This window comes from Burkholderia sp. NFPP32, from assembly GCF_900119325.1.
In the GTDB taxonomy this organism is placed as follows: Bacteria; Pseudomonadota; Gammaproteobacteria; order Burkholderiales; family Burkholderiaceae; genus Burkholderia; species Burkholderia pyrrocinia_C.
The window spans coordinates 33,656-56,593 of the sequence record NZ_FPJP01000012.1 but is presented as its reverse complement, the minus strand read 5'-3'; the positions used below and the strand labels follow the sequence as shown (position 1 = coordinate 56,593).

The following is a 22,938-nucleotide window of genomic DNA, read 5'->3' as shown; positions in this document are numbered from 1 at the left end:
GCGGCCCCGTGCGACGGATGGTGCAGCGCCGCACGCGGGCGATGCGCAACGCGCGCGGCGGGCAGCCGGCTAGAAGCCGAGCCAGCGCGCGACGGCCGGGCCGAGCACGAAGCTCCAGGTCGTCACGCACGCGAACAGCGCGACCGTCACGGCCGCGCTGCCCAGGTCCTTCGCGCGCTTGGAGAGTTCGTGGCGTTCGAGCGAAATGCGGTCGATCGCGGCCTCGACGCTCGAGTTCAGCAGTTCGACGATCAGCACCAGCAGCACCGAGGCGATCAGCAGCGCGCGCGATGCGGCCGGCACCGGCGCGAACGCGCCGATCGGGAGCATCAGCGCGGCGAGCGTGAGCTCCTGGCGAAACGCGCTCTCCTCGCGGATCGCGACACGAAAGCCGTTCAGCGAATGCTTGAGTGCGTACCATGCGCGCGTGATGCCGCGGTGGCGCTTGTACGGATTCGGCGGCAGCGGCGTCAGTTGATCGTCGGGGCCGAGCGGCTCGGACGCGTGCGCGTCCGTGTCGCCATGCGGCTCCTCCTCGTCGAACGGGCGGTGCCGTTGCTGCGTTGCGGCGGGGGGCGGGGTCTTGTCGTTCAGGTCTCGTTTCAAACGGCGGCACCTTCGGCTGGCGAGTACGCGGTTTTCGGCAGCGGCTTCAGATGCGATGCGAACTGCTCGGACGCCGCGCGCCACGAGAAGCGTTCCGCCCACGCGCGCGCGGTCGTGCGTTCGATCTTCAGCGCTTCGAGGCAGGCTTCCTGCAGGTCCTCGTGCATCGCGCCGGCGTCGCCGCCGCTGAGCACGTCGATCGGGCCCGTGACGGGATACGCGGCAACCGGCGTGCCGCACGCGAGCGCCTCGAGCAGCACGAGGCCGAACGTGTCGGTGCGACTCGGGAACACGAACACGTCGGCCGCAGCATACACCTTCGCGAGTTCGGCCTGTGACAGCACGCCGAGATAGTTCGCCTCCGGATAGCGCGACTTCAGTTCCGCGAGCGCGGGGCCTTCGCCCGCGACCCACTTCGAGCCGGGCAGGTCGAGACGCAGGAACGCCTCGACGTTCTTTTCGATCGCGACACGGCCCACGTACAGGAAGATCGGCCGCGCGGTGTTGAGCACCTTCGACTCCATCGGGCGGAAGATGTCGAGATCAACGCCGCGGGTCCACAGCACGACGTTCGTGAAGCCGAACTTCTCGAGGTCTTCCTTGACGACCGGCGTCGGCGCCATCACCGCGAGCGACGGGCCGTGGAACCAGTGCAGGAAGCGGTAGGTCGCGGCCAGCGGAATGCCGAAGCGCGCCTGCACGTATTCCGGAAAGCGCGTGTGATACGCGGTCGTGTACGGCAGTTTGCGCGAACGCGCATAGCGTCGCGCGGCGAGGCCGAGCGGGCCTTCGGTCGCGATGTGCAGCGCGTCGGGCGCGAACGCGTCGATCCGTGCGCGCAGCTTGCGGTACGGCAGGATCGACAGGCGGATCTCGGGGTAGGTCGGGCAGGGTACCGTGCGGAATTCCAGCGGCGTCAGCAGTTCGACGCGGTGGCCGAGCGCAGTGAGTTCGCGCGAGGTGCTCTTCAGCGTGCGCACGACGCCGTTGACCTGCGGTTCCCACGCGTCGGTGACGATCATGATCTTCATCGCGGCATTGTCCTGTAAGTAGGGTTGTGTCAGGCAGTGGCCTTGGCCTTGCGCGACGTGGTCTCCGACGGTGCGGTGCGCATCACCGTCCAGTAGACGATCTTCAGTTCGCCTTCCATCGTTTCGACGAGCGCGGACAGGCTTTCGACCCAGTCGCCGTCGTTGCAGTACAGCACGCCGTCGATGTCGCGGATCTCCGCCTTGTGGATGTGACCGCACACGACGCCGTCGCAGCCGCGGCGGCGCGCCTCGTCGGTCATCACGGTCTCGAATTGCGAGATGAAGTTGACCGCGTTCTTGACCTGGTGCTTCAGATACTGCGACAGCGACCAGTACTGGAATCCGAGCCGGCTGCGGATCCGGTTGAACCAGCGGTTCAGCACGAGGATCAGCGTGTAGAGCGTGTCGCCGAGATACGCGAGCCATTTCGCGTGCTGGATCACGCCGTCGAACAGGTCGCCGTGCACGATCCACAAACGTTTGCCCGCGAGCGTCGTGTGGAACGCCTCGCCGCGCACCTGGATATCGCCGAACGCGAGGTCGCAGAACTGCCGCGCGCCTTCGTCGTGGTTGCCGGGGATGTAGACGACCTGCGTGCCCTTGCGCGCCTTGCGCAGGATCTTCTGCACGACGTCGTTGTGCGCCTGCGGCCAGTACCAGCCTTTCTTCAACTGCCAGCCGTCGATGATGTCGCCGACGAGGTACAGGTATTCCGAATCGTTGTGACGCAGGAAGTCGAGCAGGTACGGCGCCTGGCACCCGCTCGAGCCGAGGTGGATGTCGGACAGCCAGATGGTGCGGTAGCGATGCGCGGACGGGTCGGGGTCGTCGTGCCGCGTGGCGTGTACGGCAGGTGGTTCTTGCGACGCCAGGCCATCGGTTGCGCCCGAGCCGGACAGGAAAGCGGTGGCGGCGCGAGCGCCGAGCGGGTGACGGAACAGGGAGGTCGCGGACGGTTTCTGGCCCATGCATGACTCGCGCCGGTTGACATTACCGGCATTCCGCCATGCGGGCGTGACTGTGCCGTGACAGTCACGAGACGTTCTTATTACGACCTATGCAGCGTGTTTAGCAGTGAATGAAAGCCGTTGTGTAATCTGCCGCACCGAACGATCGGTGGTTGTCCGGCAGGCGCGTCGGGCGACGCGGGAAAGGCTTGGGCGAACTGATTTCGTCTGGCGAATGCGGCGCGTCAGCGCGGCGTGGCGACGACGCGCGTGCGCGCGATCCGGTCGTGCGGAAACTGGCGGCCGGCATGCAGCCGGGCGGCGCCGGCCCACGCGACGATCCACGCGGCGGTGAGCGCCAGCGTGACCGGCACCGACAGGCCGAGGAGCGGATGCAGCGCGAGCGGCGGCAGGAACCACAGCCAGCCGAGCGCATAGCGCACGAGCGCATGGCCGGCACTCAGCGGCCGGCCGCTCGACGATACGAGCCGCAGCCGCCAGGTCTTCATCGGCAGCGTCTGGCCGCCGTGGGTCCAGAACCAGACGAAGTACGCGCCGACGACGAGCGCGATCCACGCGGCGAGCAGGTTGTGATGGACGAGGCCGTTGCGCTGCTGCGTCGCGAGACTGAACGCGAGCCCCGCGAAGAACACGACGCCGAACAGCAGCACGCCTTCGTAGAGCAGCGCGGCGAGGCGCCGCCGCACCGACGGCGCGGCGGCCGGAGTCTCGGGTGCGCGGGCGTTCGCCACGGCCGCTCAGGAGCCCCTGAACAGCGAAGGCGCGTCGGCGGGCGACACCGGTGCCGCCGCAGCGGGCACCGACGCGGCGCCGGCCGTCGACGACGCGGGCACCGGCGGCACGGAGGCGCTGGCCGAGGCGGGCGCCGGTGCGGGGGCTGCACCGCTTGCCGGGTGCTCGTGCGAATTGACGAGGCGGCGAACGTCACGGTCGGCGACGGTCGGCGGCGCGCTGACGACGCTCGGCCGGCGGCGGCGCTCGGCGGCCGCGAGACGTTCCTTCTGTTCCTCGGGGAGTTGCTGGTAGGCCTTCCACGCGCGCTCGCGCGCCTGCGCGGAAAGCTCCTTCGCGCTCTGGTAGTTCTCGCGCGCGACGCGGCGCTGCTCGGGCGTCATCCGCGCCCATTCGGACATCCGGTCCTGCAGGCGTTTTTGGTCATCCGGCGTCAATTTCGCGAAACGCGACGCGATCTTCAGCCATTTTCGCTTGCGGGCGTCGCTGAAGCCGTCCCACTGGTCGGCGAACGGTGCGAGTGCCGCGTGCTGCGCCGGCGTGAGGCGCGCCCACGACAGCGGACCGGTGGCGGCCGGCAGCGGCAGTGGCAGCGGCGGGAGGTCGGCGGTCAGCCCGGTCGCGGCCGATGCGGGCGCTGCAGGGCTGGTAGCCGCGACGGTAGTCGTCGCGGGGGGCGGGTGGAATCGCGAATACGTGGCGACGTAGGAAACGGCGATCGCGATCACGCATCCGAAAAATACGGCCAGGCCGCGCTTCTGACTCACCCGTGCGATCCCCTCGTTATTGTCTGTTAGCGAGCGTGCGAAAGATACGCGTTGAACCCGTGATCGAGATACGCGTTGAGCGGCAGGTCGTCGCTGAGCATCGCCGCGTCGATGTCGGCGAGTTCGGCGGTGCGCTGCATGTCTTCCCAGTAGGCGATGCCGATGAGCCCCGCGAGCAGCAGTGCGAGCGGCCACGCGCGCAGCAGGCGGCGCGCGAACGACGCGTACGGGCGGCCGGCCTGCGGGCGGCTCGTGGGCGCCGGGCCGTAGGCACCGGCCGCGCCGGCGAAGGCCGGCACGAACACCGGCGCGGTCGCGGGCTCGGGCTTCTTGCGCGCGAGCGCAGCCCGGCGGGCGACGGCCAGCCGATCGGTGGTCGCGGCAGGCAGTGCGGCCGCGCGCTCGTCCAGCGCGCGGCGCACCTTCAGCGCGAATTCGTGTTCTCGGTTTGCGGGAGCGGAGCTCATAGCGTGATTCCTTTGGCCTTGAGCGCTTGCGCCAGGGTGTGGGTGGCTCGTGAGCAGTGCGTCTTGACGCTGCCTTCGGAGCACCCCATTGCGGCGGCAGTCTCGGCGACATCCATATCTTCCCAATAACGCATCAGGAACGCTTCCCGTTGACGCGCCGGAAGTTTCTGGATTTCTTCGTCGATCAGGGCCAGAACCTGCTCTCTTTCGAGGCGGTGCTCGCTGCTCTCGACGCCCGCGTTGTCGTTCGCGGATTCGAGCGTTTCGAGGGGGTCGAAGTCTTCGTCGTCGGTGTTGTTCAGCGACGAGAAGAGCGTGACCCAGGTGTTGCGGACCTTCTGCCGGCGGAACCAGTCGTGGATCGCGTTCTGCAGGATCCGCTGAAAAAGCAGCGGCAGCTCGGCCGCCGGCCGGTCGCCGTATTTTTCGGTCAGCTTGATCATCGCGTCCTGCACGATGTCGAGCGACGCATCGTCGTCACGCACCGCGTACGCAGCCTGCTTGAACGCGCGCCTTTCGACGCCCGCCAGAAAGTCGGCGAGTTCCTTGTCTGATGCCATTCCGTGAAGGTATGCGCTGCGGGCCGCTGCGTGGTGTAAAAGGTCGAAAAATTTCGTAAAACCCGCGGATGCTAACAAATTTTCGCTCTGGTTGGCACCGGGTTGGGCGCCGCGCGTTGCGCGCGAGCCGCGGCGGTGGGGTGCCGGGCGGCGCGCATGATGCGGTGCGGGATATTTTGCTTGACGACCTAATCACGACCCGCTATCGTCAGCGATTCGCAACATGAAGTGATGGTCTCATTTGAGGCTGGCCCAAGAAGCCCGCCCTTCAAACTGGACGCGCCGCTTGAACCCGAGCCACAAGCCCGGCAGAGAGCACCCGATCAATTTTTTGCCGAAAATTCGAAAGGTCAAAATGAACATGCCCAGCGCGGAATTCTCCACGTCGGAACCCCTTTCCCCTCCCGATAGCGACTCCATCGGCGCCACCGTGCTCATGAAGGCACTGGCCGACGAGAACGTCGAATTCATCTGGGGCTACCCCGGCGGCTCGGTTCTCTATATCTACGACGAGCTTTACAAGCAGGACAAGATTCAGCACGTGCTGGTGCGCCATGAACAGGCGGCCGTGCACGCAGCCGATGCGTATGCGCGTTCCACCGGCAATGTCGGCGTCTGCCTCGTGACGTCGGGCCCGGGCGTCACCAACGCGGTGACCGGCATCGCGACGGCTTACATGGATTCGATCCCGATGGTCGTGATCAGCGGTCAGGTGCCGACTGCCGCGATCGGCCAGGACGCATTCCAGGAGTGCGACACGGTCGGCATCACGCGTCCGTGCGTGAAGCACAACTTCCTCGTGAAGGACGTGCGCGACCTCGCGGAAACCGTCAAGAAGGCGTTCTATATCGCCCGCACCGGCCGTCCGGGCCCGGTGCTGATCGACATTCCGAAGGACATCTCGAAGACGCCGTGCCAGTACGAGCCGGTCAAGAGCGTGTCGCTGCGTTCGTACAACCCCGTCACGAAAGGCCATTCGGGCCAGATCCGCAAGGCCGTGTCGCTGCTGCTGACGGCGAAGCGTCCCTATATCTACACGGGCGGCGGCATCATCCTCGCCGACGCGTCGCGCGAACTGAACCAGTTCGCGGACCTGCTCGGCTACCCGGTCACGAACACGCTGATGGGCCTCGGCGGCTATCGCGCGTCGGACAAGAAATTCCTCGGCATGCTCGGCATGCACGGCACCTACGAAGCGAACATGGCGATGCAGCACTGCGACGTGCTGATCGCGATCGGTGCCCGCTTCGACGACCGCGTGATCGGCGACCCGGCGCACTTCGCGTCGCGTCCGCGCAAGATCATCCACATCGACATCGACCCGTCGTCGATCTCGAAGCGCGTGAAGGTCGACATCCCGATCGTCGGCGACGTGAAGGAAGTGCTGAAGGAGCTGATCGAGCAACTGCAGACGGCCGAGCATGGCCCCGACACCGAGGCGCTCGCGCAATGGTGGAAGGACATCGAGGGCTGGCGCGCGAAGGACTGCCTGAAGTTCGACCGCGAAAGCGAGATCATCAAGCCGCAGTACGTGGTCGAGAAGGCGTGGGAGCTGACGGACGGCAATGCGTTCGTGTGCTCGGACGTCGGCCAGCACCAGATGTGGGCCGCGCAGTTCTACCGCTTCAACAAGCCGCGTCGCTGGATCAACTCCGGCGGCCTCGGCACGATGGGCTTCGGCCTGCCGGCAGCGATGGGCGTCAAGATGGCGCACCCGGACGACGACGTGCTGTGCATCACGGGCGAAGGCTCGATCCAGATGTGCATCCAGGAACTGTCGACCTGCCTGCAGTACGACACGCCCGTGAAGATCATTTCGCTGAACAACCGCTACCTCGGCATGGTTCGCCAGTGGCAGCAGATCGAATACAGCAAGCGCTATTCGCATTCGTACATGGATGCGCTGCCCGATTTCGTGAAGCTCGCCGAAGCGTACGGCCATGTCGGCATGCGGATCGAAAAGACCTCGGATGTGGAGCCGGCGCTGAAGGAAGCGCTGCGCCTGAAGGATCGCACCGTGTTTCTCGACTTCCAGACCGATCCGACCGAAAACGTCTGGCCGATGGTACAGGCCGGCAAGGGCATCACCGAGATGCTGCTCGGATCGGAAGATCTGTAACGGCGCGACGCGCGCTTGAGCCCGATGCGGCCGCCTTCACGAAGGGCGGTGCGGCACGCGGCGGCGCGCGGCGCGAGTGAATCGACACGGACACATTCTGGAAGAAGCGAACATGAGACACATCATTTCCGTCCTGCTGGAGAACGAACCGGGCGCGCTGTCGCGCGTGGTCGGTCTGTTTTCCGCACGCGGCTACAACATCGAAACCTTGACGGTGGCGCCGACCGAAGACCAATCGCTGTCGCGGCTCACCATCGTTTCCATTGGCTCCGACGACGTGATCGAACAGATCACGAAGCATCTGAACCGCCTGATCGAGGTGGTGAAAGTGGTGGACCTGACCGACGGTGCACACATCGAACGCGAGCTGATGCTGATCAAGGTACGTGCAGTGGGCAAGGAGCGCGAAGAAATGAAGCGGATGTCGGACATTTTCCGCGGCCGCATCATCGACGTGACCGAAAAGACCTACACGATCGAATTGACGGGCGCGAGCGACAAGCTCGACGCATTCATCCAGGGGCTGGACGCGAGCGCGATCCTCGAGACCGTGCGTACCGGCAGCTCCGGCATCGGACGCGGCGAGCGCATCCTGAAGGTTTGATGCCGAAAATGCCGAAGAGGCACGCCGGGTGCGCCGTCATGTCCCGGCTCGCAGTACTCCATCCGAACGAATTGTTGAATTTTTGAATTAGCGAAGGAACCATCATGAACGTTTTCTACGACAAAGACGCCGACCTCTCCCTCATCAAGGGCAAGCAAGTCACGATCATCGGCTACGGCTCGCAAGGCCATGCACACGCGCTGAACCTGAAGGAAAGCGGCGTGAACGTGACGGTCGGCCTGCGCAAGGGCGGCGCGTCGTGGAGCAAGGCCGAAAACGCCGGCCTGTCGGTCAAGGAAGTCGCGGAAGCGGTGAAGGGCGCGGACGTCGTCATGATGCTGCTGCCGGACGAGCAGATCGCCGACGTGTACGCGAAGGAAGTGCACGCGAACATCAAGCAGGGCGCGGCGCTCGCGTTCGCGCACGGTTTCAACGTCCACTACGGCCAGGTGATCCCGCGCGCCGACCTCGACGTGATCATGATCGCGCCGAAGGCACCGGGCCACACCGTGCGCGGCACGTACTCGCAAGGTGGCGGCGTGCCGCACCTGATCGCGGTTGCGCAGAACAAGTCGGGCGCGGCACGCGACATCGCGCTGTCGTACGCGGCGGCGAACGGCGGCGGCCGTGCAGGCATCATCGAGACGAACTTCCGTGAAGAAACCGAAACCGACCTGTTCGGCGAGCAGGCCGTGCTGTGCGGCGGTACCGTCGAGCTGATCAAGGCAGGGTTCGAGACGCTGGTCGAAGCAGGCTACGCGCCGGAAATGGCGTACTTCGAGTGCCTGCACGAACTGAAGCTGATCGTCGACCTGATCTACGAAGGCGGCATCGCGAACATGAACTACTCGATCTCGAACAACGCCGAGTACGGCGAGTACGTGACGGGCCCGCGCGTCGTCACGGAAGAGACGAAGAAGGCGATGAAGCAGTGCCTGACCGACATCCAGACGGGCGAGTACGCGAAGAGCTTCATTCTCGAGAACAAGGCAGGCGCTCCGACGCTGCAATCGCGCCGCCGCCTGACGGCCGAGCACCAGATCGAGCAGGTCGGCGCGAAGCTGCGCGCGATGATGCCGTGGATCGCGAAGAACAAGCTCGTCGACCAGACGAAGAACTAAGCACCGCGTGCTGTTCCGGCCCTTCGAGTGGAGGGTCGGCATCAAAAAGCCGTCCGAAGGCAGCAGTGCCCCGGGCGGCTTTTGTTATGCTACGGGCTTTGGTGCGACACGCACGCTCGTGTCCGGGCAGTCCCAACGTAAGGGACATCGACTAGCGGTGCTGAGTGGGGGGCGTCAGTAGGAGCCTTACCAGCCGCGAAAAGTGCAATGTGGGCCTCACGAAGCCCGGCAGTCTTTGCACTTCTTGTAACGAAACGAACCCGGTATGGGTATGCCAGGTATCGCCATAGGCGATGTCCGGTGTGCTGAACTACACCGGTCGTCGTATTGCATTGACCTGATTACCGTCAGGTTCCGCCCAGTCAGCGGCTTCACCTCCGCTGACCAAGCGGATTGGAGTATGTAAATCCCGCGCCCTCGGGCTACGGATTCGTTACGCGATACGAGCGATAGCTCGGTGTGTCATTGTTCGGTCTCACCAGCGGTAAGGGTGAGTAAAGGGAACCTGCTGTACGACCAGCAGTAGCCTAGGAAGACATGCGTCACTGGTAACGGTGGGGTGTGAAGCTCTTCTGACAACGTAGCCCCCGGATTTTCGGGCATGCACGTGCCGTGAGGTGCGGGCATGGAGACTCCTAGCAGCGATGGGGTCAAGGAGCCAGGCTGATCGACATGGTTAACGCAAGTGAACTGCTGATAAACCTCGTAAGTAGCGAAGTGCCTAAGCTGCTGTTAGGCATGAACCAAAAGGTGTGCGGTCGGATAACCCGTTCAAAGCTCGGGTTACGTCGTCGCTGGACCGCCGGGGAAGAGGCAGAACCTAAATCGGTCGTGTGACATGCCGGGAACGTGGTAAGCCCGTATTGCTGCCGACGCGTGAGCGTTGGCAGGCGAACCGTGAGGAACGCTGTTGGCAGTGCGGGTATGGGAGGACGGAGAAAGCGAACGCCGGGTTGTAATGGTCCGGATAGAGGTTGAGACATCACCTCACGCGAAAGTGGGCAGACTTCCGTCTGGTCTACCGTCGCAAGATGGCTGACTAACCCTCAAGCTGAAATAGTGATTGCTGGTGGCTTCTTAGCCATCAGTGTTGTTCTTTTCCCTTGTGGGAGCAAAACGCTCCCGCAAGGGGCGTGTTGCTTTCCGCAAAGGGATTCACTTCTTTGAGCAGGAGAGCAGCATGAAAGTATCTACCCGTAAGGGTGGGTCTGCGCTTTCCCATGCGCCGGACCACTGGCACGACGTCGATTGGCGTCGCGTGGAACGGAACGTGAGAGGGATGCAGATTCGAATTGCGAAGGCGACGCGGGAAGGTGACTGGCGCAGGATGAAAGCCCTGCAACGGATGCTGACCCGCACGTTGTCCGCAAAGTTGTACGCGGTACGACGTGTTACGCAAAACCAAGGTGCGCGAACGGCTGGAGTCGATCGCGAACTGTGGGACACGCCTGAGAGCCGATGGGAAGCTATCGGCAAGTTGAAGCGGCGCGGATACAAGCCTCTGCCATTACGGAGGGTCTTTATCCCCAAGGCCAATGGAAAGTTGCGCCCTCTGGGCATACCGACCATGCGGGACAGGGCGATGCAAGCCCTGTACTTGTTGGCTTTGGAGCCAGTGTCGGAATCGACGAGCGACCCGAACTCATATGGGTTTCGGATCAATCGCTCGACCGCCGACGCCATGTCCCAACTGTTTGTTTCTCTATCCAAGAAGGCCTCGGCTTACTGGGTACTGGAAGCCGACATCAAGGGATGCTTCGACTACATCAACCACGACTGGCTGGTGAACCATGTCCCGATGGACAAGGAGATCCTGCGGAAATGGTTGAAGGCTGGCCTGATTTACAAAGGGCAGCTACAGGCGACTGAGGCCGGTACGCCGCAGGGAGGCATCATTTCCCCAACGTTGGCCAATGTGACGCTGAACGGGTTGGAACGTGAACTGATCGAGCACTTGCGTGCGAGATTTGGGATCGCGAAGGCCAAGAAACTGAAAGTGAATGCAGTGCGGTACGCGGACGACTTCGTGATCACCGGGGACTCGCAAGAGATCCTGGCAAGCGAAGTCAAACCTTGGGTGGAGGCATTCCTTGCGCAGCGAGGATTGCAACTCTCCGAGGAAAAGACGCGCATCGTGCACATTGACGAAGGCTTCGATTTCCTTGGGTGGAACTTCCGGAAGTACTCGGGAACGCTACTCATCAGACCGAGCAAGAAGAACGTGCAGACGTTCTATCGCAAGGTTGCGGAGACGATCAGCGGCAACAAGGCGGTCAAGCAGGCGGATCTGATCCGACTGTTGAGCCCGATGCTACGCGGGTGGGCGCAGTATCACCGCCCCGTGGTGGCGAAGCAGGTGTACAGCCGCATGGAGTCGCTGGTCTTCCAGAGGCTCTGGCGGTGGTCAAGGAGGCGGCATCCGAAGAAGAGTGCCGATTGGGTGAGAAAGAAATATTTCCACACGGTCGGAACTCGACACTGGGTATTCGCTGTCCGAGCGGTTCGTGACGACGGCAGTCAGGGGCTGAATGAGCTGTACCACCTCAGTGGTACGGAGATCAAACGGCACAAGAAGATCAAGGGCGGCTACAACCCCTTTGATCTGGAATGGGAGCAGTACGGTGAGCAATTGCGGCAGGAGCGCATGGGGGACACCATGCGCTACCGAAAACAATGGGCGAGCCTGTACATGTCGCAGGGCGGGTTGTGTGCGCACTGCGGCTGTGCCCTAACGGATGAAACGGGTTGGCACGACCATCATCTGGAATACCGGATGCATGGCGGAACTGACGCCGTGTCCAATCGGGTTCTGCTTCACCCCGACTGCCACCGGCAGGTGCACGCCGGTAAAATTGCGGTAACTAAGCCGGTTCGACCCCAGGTCGGACTTTGATCTACATGTAGGCTCGAGCCGTATGCGGGGAAACTCGCACGTACGGTTCCTAGGGGGCCCCTTCTCCGCAAGGAGAAGGGGCTACCCTACCAATTCACCGAACACAGAACGAATCCATGAACTATCCTCATCCGATCATCGCGCGCGAAGGCTGGCCGTTCATCGCGATTGCTGCCGTCATCGCGCTGTTGATCCACGCCGTCGGGGGCTTCGGCTTCGCGTGGCCGTTCTGGCTGCTGCTCGCCTTCGTCGTCCAGTTCTTCCGCGATCCGCAGCGCCCGATCCCGGCGCAGCCGAACGCGGTGCTGTGCCCGGCGGACGGCCGCATCGTCGCGGTCGAGACCTCGCAGGATCCGTACGCGAACCGCGAAGCGCTGAAGATCAGTGTGTTCATGAATGTCTTCAACGTCCATTCGCAGCGTTCGCCGGTCGATGGCGCGATCACGAAGGTCGAGTACTTCCCGGGTGCGTTCCTGAACGCGGCGATCGACAAGGCGTCGACCGAGAACGAGCGCAACGCGGTCGTGATCCAGACGGCGAGCGGCAAGACCGTCACCGCCGTGCAGATCGCGGGTCTCGTCGCCCGCCGGATTCTCTGCTACGTGCGCGCCGGCGAGCCGCTGTCGCGCGGCCAGCGCTACGGTTTCATCCGCTTCGGTTCGCGCGTCGACGTGTACCTGCCGATCGGCAGCCGCGCGAAGGTGTCGATCGGCGAGAAGGTCTACGCGTCGTCGACGATCCTCGCCGAGCTCGAACAGTAAGCGGCGGGGCGCACGATGGCCGCATTCAAACCGCGCCGGCCGCGCAACGGCACCAGCCAGACGCCACGCCCGTTCCGCCGCAACAAGGGGATGGCGCCCGATCCGGTGCCCATCGAGAGCCGCCGCGCTTCGCGCCAGCGGTTCCTGAAGACGCGCGGCATCTACCTGCTGCCGAACGCGTTCACGACCGCCGCGCTGTTCTGCGGCTTCTTCGCGGTCGTGCAGGCGATGAACGTGCGTTTCGAGATCGCCGCGATCGCGATTTTCGTCGCGATGGTGCTCGACGGGATGGACGGGCGCGTCGCGCGCATGACGCATACGCAGAGCGCGTTCGGCGAGCAGTTCGACAGCCTGTCGGACATGGTGTCGTTCGGCGTCGCGCCCGCGCTCGTGATGTACGAGTGGGTGCTGAAGGATCTCGGCCGCTGGGGCTGGCTCGCCGCGTTCGTCTACTGCTCGGGCGCCGCGCTGCGCCTCGCCCGCTTCAATACGAACATCGGCGTCGTCGACAAGCGCTTCTTCCAGGGGCTGCCGAGCCCGGCCGCCGCCGCGCTGATCGCGGGCTTCGTATGGCTCGCGACCGACAATCGCGTGCCGATGAAGCTCGGCTGGCTGCCGTGGGTCGCGTTCGTGCTGACGATCTATGCGGGCGTGACGATGGTGTCGAACGCGCCGTTCTACAGCGGCAAGGCGCTCGACGTGCGGCACCGCGTGCCGTTCGCGGCGATCCTGCTCGTCGTCGTCGCGTTCGTGCTCGTGTCGTCCGACCCGCCGCTGATGCTGTTCTGCCTGTTCGTGCTGTACGGGTTGTCCGGCTACGTGTTCTGGGCCTACATGGCGATCCGCGGGCGCGCGAATCCGGCGCGCTCGTCGCAGCGCGATCACTGACGCACGATTTGCCCTAAAACGGCGGCCGCGAGGCCGCCGTTTTCATTTGCCCTTTTTTCAAGCCGGGCCGCCGGACCCCGGGGTGCCGTCCGATTGCGCGCCCAGCGGAATGTCGCTATAGTCTTCGGCATGACTGCATTTTCCCGCCTCTCCCTCCTTCTAGCCGGTGCGCCGCTACGCGCGCTAGCTTTGGCGCGCCTGCCGCGCTGACCGTTCCCGCCCTCCGTCAAGCCTCGTCTGTTGTTGAGCGTCGCCAGCGGTGGCGCGATCTCATTACGTTTGACTTCCGTATAAAAAGCCCTGGAGCCCCCTCATGACAGACAAGCTGATCATTTTCGATACGACGTTGCGTGACGGCGAGCAATCGCCCGGCGCGTCGATGACGAAGGAAGAGAAAATCCGCATCGCGAAGAACCTCGAGCGGATGAAGGTCGACGTGATCGAGGCCGGCTTCGCGGCCAGCTCGAACGGCGATTTCGACGCGATCCACACGATCGCCGGTCTCGTGAAGGACAGCACGATCTGTTCGCTGGCGCGGGCCAACGACAAGGACATCCAGCGCGCGGCCGACGCGCTGAAGCCGGCCAACAGCTTCCGGATCCATACGTTCATCGCGACGTCGCCGCTGCACATGGAGAAGAAGCTGCGGATGACGCCCGACCAGGTGTTCGAGCAGGCACGCCTCGCGGTGCGTTTCGCACGCAAGTTCACCGACAACATCGAATTCTCGCCGGAAGACGGCAGCCGCTCCGACCTGGATTTCCTGTGCCGCGTGCTGGAAGCCGTGATCGCCGAAGGCGCGACGACGATCAACATCGCCGATACGGTCGGCTACGGCGTGCCGGAGCTCTACGGCAACCTCGTGAAGACGCTGCGCGAGCGCATTCCGAACTCGGACAAGGCGATCTTCTCGGTGCACTGCCATAACGACCTCGGGATGGCCGTCGCGAACTCGCTCGCGGGCGTGAAGATCGGCGGCGCGCGTCAGGTCGAGTGCACGATCAACGGTCTCGGCGAGCGCGCGGGCAACACGTCGCTCGAAGAGATCGTGATGGCCGTGAAGACGCGCAAGGATTACTTCGGCCTCGACGTCGGCATCGACACAACGCAGATCGTGCCGACGTCGAAGCTCGTGTCGCAGATCACCGGTTTCGTCGTGCAGCCGAACAAGGCGGTGGTCGGCGCGAACGCATTCGCGCACGCGTCGGGCATCCACCAGGACGGCGTGCTGAAGGCACGCGACACTTACGAGATCATGCGCGCGGAAGACGTGGGCTGGTCCGCGAACAAGATCGTGCTCGGCAAGCTGTCGGGCCGCAACGCGTTCAAGCAGCGCCTGCAGGAGCTCGGCGTGTCGCTCGACAGCGAAGCGGAACTGAACGCCGCGTTCATGCGCTTCAAGGATCTGGCCGACCGCAAGGCCGAGATCTTCGACGAGGACATCATTGCGATCGTGTCCGAGGAATCGGCATTCGCGCACGAGCAGGAACACTTCAAGTTCGTGTCGCTGTCGCAGCGTTCGGAAACGGGCGAGCAGCCGCAGGCGAAGATCGTGTTCGCGGTCGAAGGCAAGGAAGTGACCGGCGAGGCGCGCGGCAACGGTCCGGTCGATGCGACGTTCAACGCGATCGAGGGCGAAGTCGGCAGCGGTTCCGAACTGCTGCTGTACTCGGTGAATGCAATCACGACCGGCACGCAGGCGCAGGGCGAAGTGACCGTCCGGCTGTCGAAGAGCGGGCGGATCGTCAACGGCGTCGGCACCGATCCGGACATCGTTGCCGCGTCCGCCAAGGCGTACATCTCCGCGCTGAACAAGCTGCATTCGAAGGACGACAAGCTCAACCCGCAGCGCTCGTAAGCGCCGCGCGCTGCGCATCACCGAAACGCCCCGTGCGGCCCTGCGCCGCCGGGGCGTTTTTTCATCTGCCGCTCATTCGGCGGCCGGTGCGCGGAACAGCCAGCGGCGCGCGGCCGGGCGGGGCGCCGGGCTGCGTCGGCGGAACTCGACCGCGATCCCGCGCCGCGGCGCATCGGCGACGAACGCGTCGAGCAGTTCGAGCACGTCGTGATCGATGTAGTCGGCGCGCGTCGCGTCGATGATGACCGCCGCCCGGTCCGGAATGTGCCGCAGGTGGTGTTTGACCTGCACCTTGCCGAGAAACGACACGTCCTTGCGGAACGACAGCAGGAAGTGATCGTCGTGTTGCGCGAGCGTGACGGGGCTCTTCAGGTTCGCGGCGGCGACCGCCAGCACGCTGCATGCGAGGCCGAGCGCGATGCCGAACAGCAGGTCGACCGCGAGCACGCCGGCGATCGTCGCGGCGAACGGCACGAACGCGGCCGGCCCCTGCTTCATCACCGAGCGGAACAGCGCCGGTTTCGCGAGCTTGAAACCCGTGTGGATCAGGATCGCGGCGAGGCTCGCGAGCGGGATCAGGTTGATCAGGCCGGTGAGTGCGAACACGCTCGCGAGCAGCAGCATCCCGTGGACGATTGCCGACATCCGGCTTTGCGCGCCTGCATTGACGTTGACCGAGCTGCGCACGATCACCGACGTGATCGGCAGGCCGCCGAACGCGCCCGCGACGAGATTGCCGACGCCCTGGGCCTTCAGTTCGCGGTCGGGCTGGGTCGGCCGGCGCTTCGGGTCGATCTGCTCGACCGCTTCGAGGCTCAGCAGCGTCTCGAGGCTCGCGACGACCGCGAGCGTGATCGCGACGCGCCACACGTCAGGATTGACGAGCTGCGCGAAGTTCGGGCCAAGCTCCGCGTGCTTGAGCGATGCCGCGAAAGCCGCGAACGATCCGAGCTCGGGCAGCGTCACGCGATGGGCGGCGCCCGGCGCGACCGACGGCGCGACGAGGCCCAGCACGAGCGTCGCGCCGATGCCCAGCACGACGACCGCGAGCGGTGCGGGCACCGAACGCACCAGCGCGAAGCGGCGCAGCGCGGGCGTGTCCCACGCGGCCAGCAGTGCGAGCGATACGAGCGCGATGGCCGTGGCGGCCCACGCGACCGGCAGGCTCGGCCAGTTCGCAAACGATTGCGCGCCCGAGCCGCCGATGCCGAACGCGAACGGAATCTGCTTCACGATCAGCAGCAGGCCGATTGCGGCGAGCATGCCCTTGATGACGGGCGACGGCACGTAGGCGGCGAAGCGGCCGGCGCGCAGCATGCCGAATCCGAACTGCAGCACGCCGGACAGCAGCACCGCGAGCAGGAATGCGGAGAAGCTGCCGAGTTGCGCGATCCCTTCGACGACGATCACGACGAGGCCGGCGGCCGGCCCGCTGACGGACAACGACGAGCCGCTCAGCAGTGCGACGACGATGCCGCCGACGATGCCGGATACGAGCCCGGCGAACGGCTCGACGCCGGATGCATTGGCGATGCCGAGACAGAGCGGCAGTGCGACGAGGAAAACGACGATGCCGGCGACGACGTCGCGCGGCAGGGTGGACAGGCGCTCGTTCAGTTTCATGATTGGGGCGATTTCGTTGGCATAGGGGACGGGGGAATCAGCCGAGCGCGGCGGCCGTAGCGGCCTGCGCGGGCTCGACATTGGCGGGCGGCGTCGCGTAGCCGGAATCGAGTTCCTGCAGGCGGCCGTCGGCGAGCGAAAAGATCCAGCCGTGCACGAGCGGCGGCCGTTCCCGGCCGCGCACGATCGGCGACGCGCGCAGCAGCCGTACTTGTTCGAGCACGTTCAGCTCGGCGAGGCGGTCGGCGGCGGCCGTGTCGTCGAGCCCGTCGAGCGTGTCGCGATGGCGCCGCGCGAGCGCGCAGAGCGGTGCGATGCGGCGCGCGACGTGCGGCAGCTCGGACGGCGGCGGCAGCAGAGACGCACGCACGCCGCCGCACCCGTAGTGCCCGCACACGATCACGTGGTCGACCTGCAGTACGCGCACCGCATACTCGAGCACGCTGGCGGAATTGTCGTCGTCGGGATGGAACAGGTTCGCGATGTTGCGATGGACGAACAGCTCGCCGGGTGCGCAGTGCGTGATGGTTTCGGCGGGCACGCGGCTGTCCGAGCATCCGATCCACAGCACGCGCGGATTCTGGCCGCGCGCGAGCGCGTCGAAAAAGCCGGGCGTGTGTTCGCGCGTCTCGCGGGCCCAGGCGATGTTGGCAACCAGCATGCTCTTGGGGCGGTTCATGAGGACTCCTTTATGACAAAGGCAAATAAATATCGGCCGAAATGGCGCAATAGGATTCTTTCTGAATTGAAAGGTTGAATTTCGACTGATATTAGGGGTATGCCCTAGCACTTCGGGTGTGTTGAAACAAATTGTTTCAAATTGGATTGGTGTAGTGCATTGCGTGCACCAACCCAACGCATGACATGCATTGCGCATGCCTGTTTCCGCGCAGAGGCCCTCATGACGGGGATTTCAGCTTATTGGCATCGGAATGTCATCGATCGGAAAAGATTTCCGTCGTATTTCCTGAATTAATCGGATGGCGGAAAAAAGGAATGGCCGTTCACGCAATAATTCGTGAATGGCCATTGTGAAAATTGCGCGTAAATGCGTAATCGGTCAGAACAGGTTGCGGCGATCGGGATCGTGCAGCGGGTCCGGCGTTTTCTGCGTGATGCGCAGGATGCCCTGCGGATCGAAGTAGAAGCTGTACATCATGTACCAGACGTTGTCCTCGAGATACCGGTACGTCCACACCTCGCGCTTCATCAGCGGGAAGTAGGACGTCTCGACGGGGCGCCCGAAATTGACGAGGACATCGGTCTTCGTCCACTTGCCGATCTCCGCACGATAGAACTCGCTCGGCTGCAGCACCTGGCGCACGTTGACGATCTTGTGGGACGCGTCGACGTCGGCCGCGATCGTGACCTCGCCCATCGGCTGGGTCGGCCACATCAGGCGCTTGCCGCCGCCGGGCAGGTCGTAGATCTCGCGCGGCGGACCCATGCGCGCGACGATCGCCGACTCGTCCTGGCCCGCCTGGTATTGCTGCCACGGTTGCGCACAACCGGCCAGCAGCGCGGCGGCACAGGCGAACAGCACCGGCAGGCGCGCGGGAATGCGTATGCGCATGGGGACTCTCCAGAATACGGAAACAGGTTCCGTTTTATCACGGACGGCGCGCGACGGCGCATCGCGTCGCAAAAAATCGGTACGGATCGCCGGCGCTGTCGCGCTTGCGGCCGGCAGGGGCGCCGGCCTATGATCCGCGCTTCTCGGGCAGATCGAAGGGCAGGTAGCCGATGCAGGGGTGGAAGCGGTGCGCGCTCGCGTTGAGTGTGGGGTGGATGCTGGTGTCGTCCGCGTTTGCCGGCGGCGAGCCGGTGCGGATCGCGCTGATCGAAGGGATGTCGGGCCCGTTCGCGAACGCCGGCGCGGCGGTCGAGCGCAACCTGCGCTTCGGCGTCGAGCAGGTCAACGCGTCGGGCGGCGTGAAGCTGCGCGACGGCGCGCATCCGCTCGAACTCGTCGTGCTCGACAGCAAGGGCAGCCCGGAGGAGGCGCTCGTGCAGTTGCGCGCGGCCGCGGACCGGCATATCGGTTTCGTCGCGCAGGGCAACAGTTCGGCCGTCGCGGCCGCACTCGTCGCGGCGCTCGACAAGCTGAACGCACGCGACCCGGACAACCGGATGCTGTTCCTCAACTATTCGGCCGACGATCCGGCGCTGACCGGCGCGCGCTGCAGTTTCTGGCATTTCCGCTTCGACGCGCACGCGGGGATGCGGATGGCCGCGCTCGCGGATGTGATGGCGCGCGACCGCGCGCTGCGCAAGGTCTATCTGCTGAACCAGGACTACAGTTTCGGCCGCGACGTCAGCACGCTCGCGCGGCAGACGCTGGCCGCGCGGCGCCCGGACGTGACGATCGCCGGCGACGAATTCCACCCGATCGGCCGGATCAAGGATTTCTCGCCGTATATCGCGAAGATCCGCGAGAGCGGCGCGGACGCCGTCGTGACCGGCAACTGGGGCAACGACCTCACGCTGCTCGTGAAGGCGGCGCGCGAGCAGGGGCTGAATGCGAAGTTCTACACGTTCTACGGCAACAGCCTCGGCGCGCCGGCCGCGCTCGGCGATGCGGGCGTCGGGCGGGTCGTCGCCGTGGCGGACTGGCACCCGAACGCGGGCGGCGCGAAATCCGACGCGTTCTACCGCGCGTTCCGGACCCGTTTCCCGGCCGCGCAGGACGACTATCCGGTACGGCGAATGAGCGTGATGGTCGAAATGCTGGCCGCCGCGATGAACCGCGCGGGGTCGGCCGATCCTGTCGCGGTCGCGCGTGCGCTCGAGGGCTTGTCGTTCGACGACGGCTTCCACACGTCGCGGATGCGCGCGCAGGATCACCAGTTGATCCAGCCCCTTTACGTGATGGAGATGGACAAGGCCGGCACGCCGGGCGTGCGCTTCGACAACGAGGGTTCCGGCTACGGTTTCCGGACGGTGCTGGCGGTACCGGCGCAGCGCACGGAAATGCCGTCTGCCTGTTCGATGACGCGCCCGTGACAGGGGCGGTGGGAACGGTGTGGAGTTGTGTTACAATGCCCGCCGGTTGTAAGTCACGGCACGGCCATTCTTCCGTGTCCGCCTGTTCAGTTAGAAAGGAAATCACATGTCTGTTGCAGATATCAAGAAGTCGGAAGTCGTTGCTCAGTTCGCCCGCGGTACCAACGACACGGGGTCGCCCGAAGTCCAGGTCGCACTGCTGACCGCACGTATCGTCGAACTGACGGGTCACTTCAAGACCCACGCGAAGGATCACCACAGCCGCCGCGGCCTGCTGCGCATGGTTAGCCGCCGCCGCAAGCTGCTCGACTACCTCAAGGGCAAGGATGCCGACCGTTACCGCGCACTGATCGAGAAGCTGGGTCTGCGTAAGTAATCGAGGCGATTGCCGCCAGCAAGATGCCTGTGTCAGTCCGCTGATACAGGCATTTTGTTTTTGCGCGGTGCGTAGCGTCACACGCACCGCAGGCTGTCAGGCACGTTGGTGCCGGGCTGCCGGAACGGCTGATACCGGGGTCGGGATTTGTGTCATTCCAGCGCGTCGCTGCCTGAGCGCCGCGCTGGAATGGCATAAAAAACACACCTTGCTCCGGGTGATTCGGTCGGGACGCCGCCGTGCGGGATGGCCCGTGCGGCGAATGAAATGCATGAATTCAAAGGAGCAACCATGTCCATGTTCAACAAGGTCGTGAAGGAATTCCAGTGGGGCCAGCACAAGGTGCGCCTCGAAACCGGTGAAGTCGCTCGCCAGGCAAGCGGCGCCGTGATCGTCGACGTCGAAGACACCGTCGTGCTGGCAACTGTCGTCGGCGCGAAGTCGGCGAAGCCGGGTCAGGATTTCTTCCCGCTGACCGTCGACTACCTCGAAAAGACCTACTCCGCCGGCAAGATCCCGGGCGGCTTCTTCCGCCGCGAAGGCCGTCCGTCGGAGCACGAGACGCTGACGTCGCGCCTGATCGACCGTCCGCTGCGCCCGCTGTTCCCGGAAGGCTTCTACAACGAAGTCCAGGTCGTGATCCACGTGCTGTCCGTGAACCCGGAAATCCCGGCGGACATCCCCGCGCTGATCGGCGCATCGGCTGCGCTCGCCGTGTCGGGCCTGCCGTTCAACGGCCCGGTCGGTGCCGCGCGCGTCGCGTACATCGACAACGCCTACGTGCTGAACCCGACGCGCGACCAGATCAAGGCGTCGAGCCTCGACCTCGTCGTTGCGGGTACGGAACGCGCGGTGCTGATGGTCGAATCGGAAGCCGACCAGCTGTCGGAAGACGTGATGCTGGGCGCCGTGGTGTTCGGCCACGAGCAGATGCAAGTGGCGATCGACGCGATCCACGAACTGGTGCGCGAAGGCGGCAAGCCCGAGTGGGACTGGCAGCCGGCGCCGAAGAACGAGGCGCTGATCGCGCGCGTGACCGAGTTGGCGCAGAACGACCTGCTCGCCGCTTACCAGCTCCGCGACAAGCAGGCTCGCTCGGCGAAGCTGAAGGAAGTCTATTCGGCGACTTCGGCGAAGCTCGAGGAAGACGCGCTGGCGGCCGGCACGGTTGCTGCCGACAAGGCCACCGTCGGCAACGTCCTGTTCGACATCGAGGCAAGGATCGTCCGTTCGCAGATCCTGAACGGCGAGCCGCGCATCGACGGCCGCGACACGCGCACCGTGCGCCCGATCGAGATCCGCACCGGCGTGCTGCCGCGCACCCACGGCTCGGCGCTGTTCACGCGCGGCGAGACGCAGGCGCTGGTCGTCGCGACGCTCGGCACGAAGGGTGACGAGCAGATCATCGACGCGCTCGAAGGCGAGTACCGCGAGCGCTTCATGCTCCACTACAACATGCCTCCGTTCGCGACCGGCGAAACGGGGCGCGTCGGCTCGCCGAAGCGCCGTGAAATCGGTCACGGCCGCCTCGCGAAGCGTGCGCTGGTCAAGTGCCTGCCGAGCGCCGACGAATTCGGCTACTCGATCCGCGTCGTGTCGGAAATCACCGAGTCGAACGGTTCGTCGTCGATGGCATCGGTGTGCGGCGGCTGCCTCGCGCTGATGGACGCCGGCGTGCCGATGAAGGCGCACGTCGCGGGCATCGCGATGGGCCTGATCCTCGAAGGCAACAAGTTCGCGGTGCTGACCGACATCCTCGGCGACGAAGATCACCTCGGCGACATGGACTTCAAGGTGGCCGGCACGGAGCAAGGCGTGACGGCGCTGCAGATGGACATCAAGATCCAGGGCATCACGAAGGAAATCATGCAGGTCGCGCTCGCGCAGGCGAAGGAAGGCCGCATGCACATCCTCGGCAAGATGACGTCGGCGGTCTCGGGCGCGAACACGCAACTGTCGGAATTCGCGCCGCGCATGATCACGATCAAGATCAACCCGGAAAAGATCCGCGACGTGATCGGCAAGGGCGGTTCGGTGATCCGCGCGCTGACGGAAGAAACGGGCACGACCATCGACATCTCGGACGACGGCGTCGTGACGATCGCGAGCACGAACAGCGACGGCATGGCCGAAGCGAAGAAGCGCATCGAGAACATCACGGCAGAGATCGAAGTCGGCCAGGTGTACGAAGGCACGGTGCTGAAGCTGCTCGATTTCGGCGCGATCGTGAACCTGCTGCCGGGCAAGGACGGCCTGCTGCACATCTCGGAAATCGTCAACGAGCGTGTGAAGGACATCAACGACTACCTGAAGGAAGGCCAGCCGGTCAAGGTCAAGGTGATCCAGACGGACGAGAAGGGTCGCGTGCGTCTGTCGGCAAAGGCGCTGCTGAATGAAGCAGCGGCAGCGTCGCAGTCGGACACGCCGCCGCAGCAGTAAGCGGGCAGGCGGACCAACGGCCGGCAGTGCGAAAGCGCGCCGGCCGTTTTTTCTGTAGCATCGTTGTGCGGCGCAACAGCGCCGGCGACGCGCCCGTGCCGCGCGCACGGGCGCGCCATCCG

Annotated in this window: 20 protein-coding genes; 10 read left to right on the top strand and 10 right to left on the bottom strand. The window is 64.8% G+C overall.

The window, feature by feature from the left end:
* Window positions 1-69: 69 nt before the first annotated feature.
* The 7 genes from BT264_RS21950 to BT264_RS21920 all read right to left on the bottom strand — a co-directional run bounded on the left by BT264_RS21950 (window position 70) and on the right by BT264_RS21920 (window position 5,131).
* Window positions 70-606, bottom strand: coding sequence for a diacylglycerol kinase (locus BT264_RS21950; protein ID WP_072440728.1), 537 nt, complete (start codon window positions 604-606; stop codon window positions 70-72).
* Complete coding sequence (locus BT264_RS21945) at window positions 603-1,637, bottom strand: glycosyltransferase family 4 protein (RefSeq protein WP_072440726.1); 1,035 nt, start codon at window positions 1,635-1,637, stop codon at window positions 603-605. Before BT264_RS21945 ends, BT264_RS21950 begins: the two co-directional genes overlap by 4 nt.
* 29 nt (window positions 1,638-1,666) lie before the next feature.
* Window positions 1,667-2,605, bottom strand: coding sequence for a UDP-2,3-diacylglucosamine diphosphatase (locus BT264_RS21940; RefSeq protein WP_072440724.1), 939 nt, complete (start codon window positions 2,603-2,605; stop codon window positions 1,667-1,669).
* Between the two features lie 224 nt (window positions 2,606-2,829).
* Window positions 2,830-3,336, bottom strand: a complete 507-nt coding sequence (locus tag BT264_RS21935; protein ID WP_072440722.1) for an RDD family protein — start codon at window positions 3,334-3,336, stop codon at window positions 2,830-2,832.
* Window positions 3,337-3,342: 6 nt separating this feature from the next.
* Window positions 3,343-4,104, bottom strand: a complete 762-nt coding sequence (locus tag BT264_RS21930; RefSeq protein WP_072440720.1) for a DUF3106 domain-containing protein — start codon at window positions 4,102-4,104, stop codon at window positions 3,343-3,345.
* 26 nt (window positions 4,105-4,130) lie between these two features.
* Complete coding sequence (locus BT264_RS21925) at window positions 4,131-4,571, bottom strand: DUF3619 family protein (protein ID WP_072440718.1); 441 nt, start codon at window positions 4,569-4,571, stop codon at window positions 4,131-4,133.
* Window positions 4,568-5,131, bottom strand: a complete 564-nt coding sequence (locus BT264_RS21920) for an RNA polymerase sigma factor (protein WP_072440716.1) — start codon at window positions 5,129-5,131, stop codon at window positions 4,568-4,570. The genes BT264_RS21925 and BT264_RS21920 overlap by 4 nt, the downstream gene beginning before the upstream one ends.
* A gap of 355 nt (window positions 5,132-5,486) precedes the next feature.
* On the opposite strand from BT264_RS21920, the gene BT264_RS21915 reads away from it, so the two are divergent.
* From BT264_RS21915 to BT264_RS21875, 7 genes are all read left to right on the top strand, one after another.
* A complete protein-coding gene (locus BT264_RS21915; RefSeq protein WP_072440714.1) occupies window positions 5,487-7,250 on the top strand; it encodes an acetolactate synthase 3 catalytic subunit in 1,764 nt (587 codons plus the stop codon).
* Between the two features lie 112 nt (window positions 7,251-7,362).
* Window positions 7,363-7,854, top strand: a complete 492-nt coding sequence (ilvN, locus tag BT264_RS21910) for an acetolactate synthase small subunit (protein ID WP_006750445.1) — start codon at window positions 7,363-7,365, stop codon at window positions 7,852-7,854.
* A 104-nt stretch (window positions 7,855-7,958) separates the two neighbouring features.
* A complete protein-coding gene (ilvC, locus tag BT264_RS21905) occupies window positions 7,959-8,975 on the top strand; it encodes a ketol-acid reductoisomerase (protein WP_047898620.1) in 1,017 nt (338 codons plus the stop codon).
* A 1,180-nt stretch (window positions 8,976-10,155) separates the two neighbouring features.
* Window positions 10,156-11,868, top strand: a complete 1,713-nt coding sequence (gene ltrA / locus BT264_RS21895) for a group II intron reverse transcriptase/maturase (protein ID WP_072440712.1) — start codon at window positions 10,156-10,158, stop codon at window positions 11,866-11,868.
* 116 nt (window positions 11,869-11,984) lie between these two features.
* Window positions 11,985-12,629 (top strand): phosphatidylserine decarboxylase, encoded by a 645-nt coding sequence (locus tag BT264_RS21890; protein ID WP_034184876.1) that lies wholly within the window; start codon window positions 11,985-11,987, stop codon window positions 12,627-12,629.
* A 15-nt stretch (window positions 12,630-12,644) separates the two neighbouring features.
* A complete protein-coding gene (gene pssA / locus BT264_RS21885; protein WP_072440710.1) occupies window positions 12,645-13,517 on the top strand; it encodes a CDP-diacylglycerol--serine O-phosphatidyltransferase in 873 nt (290 codons plus the stop codon).
* 313 nt (window positions 13,518-13,830) lie between these two features.
* Window positions 13,831-15,375 carry a 2-isopropylmalate synthase gene (locus tag BT264_RS21875; RefSeq protein ID WP_034184878.1) on the top strand — a complete coding sequence of 515 codons (1,545 nt, stop codon included), beginning with the start codon at window positions 13,831-13,833 and terminating at the stop codon, window positions 15,373-15,375.
* Between the two features lie 72 nt (window positions 15,376-15,447).
* Here BT264_RS21875 and BT264_RS21870 read toward each other — a convergent pair whose 3' ends face one another.
* From BT264_RS21870 to BT264_RS21860, 3 genes are all read right to left on the bottom strand, one after another.
* The gene (locus BT264_RS21870) at window positions 15,448-16,998 is read right to left on the bottom strand and encodes a SulP family inorganic anion transporter (RefSeq protein ID WP_072440708.1); all 1,551 of its coding nucleotides are present in this window, start codon (window positions 16,996-16,998) and stop codon (window positions 15,448-15,450) included.
* A 37-nt stretch (window positions 16,999-17,035) separates the two neighbouring features.
* Entirely contained in the window at window positions 17,036-17,677 is a 642-nt protein-coding gene (locus BT264_RS21865) for a carbonic anhydrase (protein WP_072440706.1), read from the bottom strand.
* A gap of 381 nt (window positions 17,678-18,058) precedes the next feature.
* Complete coding sequence (locus tag BT264_RS21860) at window positions 18,059-18,571, bottom strand: hypothetical protein (protein ID WP_072440704.1); 513 nt, start codon at window positions 18,569-18,571, stop codon at window positions 18,059-18,061.
* Between the two features lie 170 nt (window positions 18,572-18,741).
* Between BT264_RS21860 and BT264_RS21855 the strand changes: the two genes are divergently transcribed.
* From BT264_RS21855 to pnp, 3 genes are all read left to right on the top strand, one after another.
* A complete protein-coding gene (locus BT264_RS21855) occupies window positions 18,742-20,001 on the top strand; it encodes a branched-chain amino acid ABC transporter substrate-binding protein (protein ID WP_072440702.1) in 1,260 nt (419 codons plus the stop codon).
* A 106-nt stretch (window positions 20,002-20,107) separates the two neighbouring features.
* Entirely contained in the window at window positions 20,108-20,377 is a 270-nt protein-coding gene (gene rpsO, locus BT264_RS21850; RefSeq protein ID WP_006398792.1) for a 30S ribosomal protein S15, read from the top strand.
* 291 nt (window positions 20,378-20,668) lie between these two features.
* Entirely contained in the window at window positions 20,669-22,816 is a 2,148-nt protein-coding gene (gene pnp / locus BT264_RS21840; RefSeq protein WP_072440700.1) for a polyribonucleotide nucleotidyltransferase, read from the top strand.
* Window positions 22,817-22,938 lie beyond the last annotated feature (122 nt).

What these genes read in the sequence shown, in the direction of transcription:
- BT264_RS21945 (WP_072440726.1), bottom strand. Translation starts at nt 1,637, where the DNA reads ATGAAGATCATGATCGTCACCGACGCGTGGGAACCGCAGGTCAACGGC.
- BT264_RS21940 (WP_072440724.1), bottom strand. Translation starts at nt 2,605, where the DNA reads ATGGGCCAGAAACCGTCCGCGACCTCCCTGTTCCGTCACCCGCTCGGC.
- BT264_RS21925 (WP_072440718.1), bottom strand. Translation starts at nt 4,571, where the DNA reads ATGAGCTCCGCTCCCGCAAACCGAGAACACGAATTCGCGCTGAAGGTG.
- BT264_RS21920 (WP_072440716.1), bottom strand. Translation starts at nt 5,131, where the DNA reads ATGGCATCAGACAAGGAACTCGCCGACTTTCTGGCGGGCGTCGAAAGG.
- BT264_RS21915 (WP_072440714.1), top strand. Translation starts at nt 5,487, where the DNA reads ATGAACATGCCCAGCGCGGAATTCTCCACGTCGGAACCCCTTTCCCCT.
- ilvN (WP_006750445.1), top strand. Translation starts at nt 7,363, where the DNA reads ATGAGACACATCATTTCCGTCCTGCTGGAGAACGAACCGGGCGCGCTG.
- ilvC (WP_047898620.1), top strand. Translation starts at nt 7,959, where the DNA reads ATGAACGTTTTCTACGACAAAGACGCCGACCTCTCCCTCATCAAGGGC.
- ltrA (WP_072440712.1), top strand. Translation starts at nt 10,156, where the DNA reads ATGAAAGTATCTACCCGTAAGGGTGGGTCTGCGCTTTCCCATGCGCCG.
- BT264_RS21890 (WP_034184876.1), top strand. Translation starts at nt 11,985, where the DNA reads ATGAACTATCCTCATCCGATCATCGCGCGCGAAGGCTGGCCGTTCATC.
- pssA (WP_072440710.1), top strand. Translation starts at nt 12,645, where the DNA reads ATGGCCGCATTCAAACCGCGCCGGCCGCGCAACGGCACCAGCCAGACG.
- BT264_RS21875 (WP_034184878.1), top strand. Translation starts at nt 13,831, where the DNA reads ATGACAGACAAGCTGATCATTTTCGATACGACGTTGCGTGACGGCGAG.
- BT264_RS21870 (WP_072440708.1), bottom strand. Translation starts at nt 16,998, where the DNA reads ATGAAACTGAACGAGCGCCTGTCCACCCTGCCGCGCGACGTCGTCGCC.
- BT264_RS21865 (WP_072440706.1), bottom strand. Translation starts at nt 17,677, where the DNA reads ATGAACCGCCCCAAGAGCATGCTGGTTGCCAACATCGCCTGGGCCCGC.
- BT264_RS21860 (WP_072440704.1), bottom strand. Translation starts at nt 18,571, where the DNA reads ATGCGCATACGCATTCCCGCGCGCCTGCCGGTGCTGTTCGCCTGTGCC.
- BT264_RS21855 (WP_072440702.1), top strand. Translation starts at nt 18,742, where the DNA reads ATGCAGGGGTGGAAGCGGTGCGCGCTCGCGTTGAGTGTGGGGTGGATG.
- rpsO (WP_006398792.1), top strand. Translation starts at nt 20,108, where the DNA reads ATGTCTGTTGCAGATATCAAGAAGTCGGAAGTCGTTGCTCAGTTCGCC.
- pnp (WP_072440700.1), top strand. Translation starts at nt 20,669, where the DNA reads ATGTCCATGTTCAACAAGGTCGTGAAGGAATTCCAGTGGGGCCAGCAC.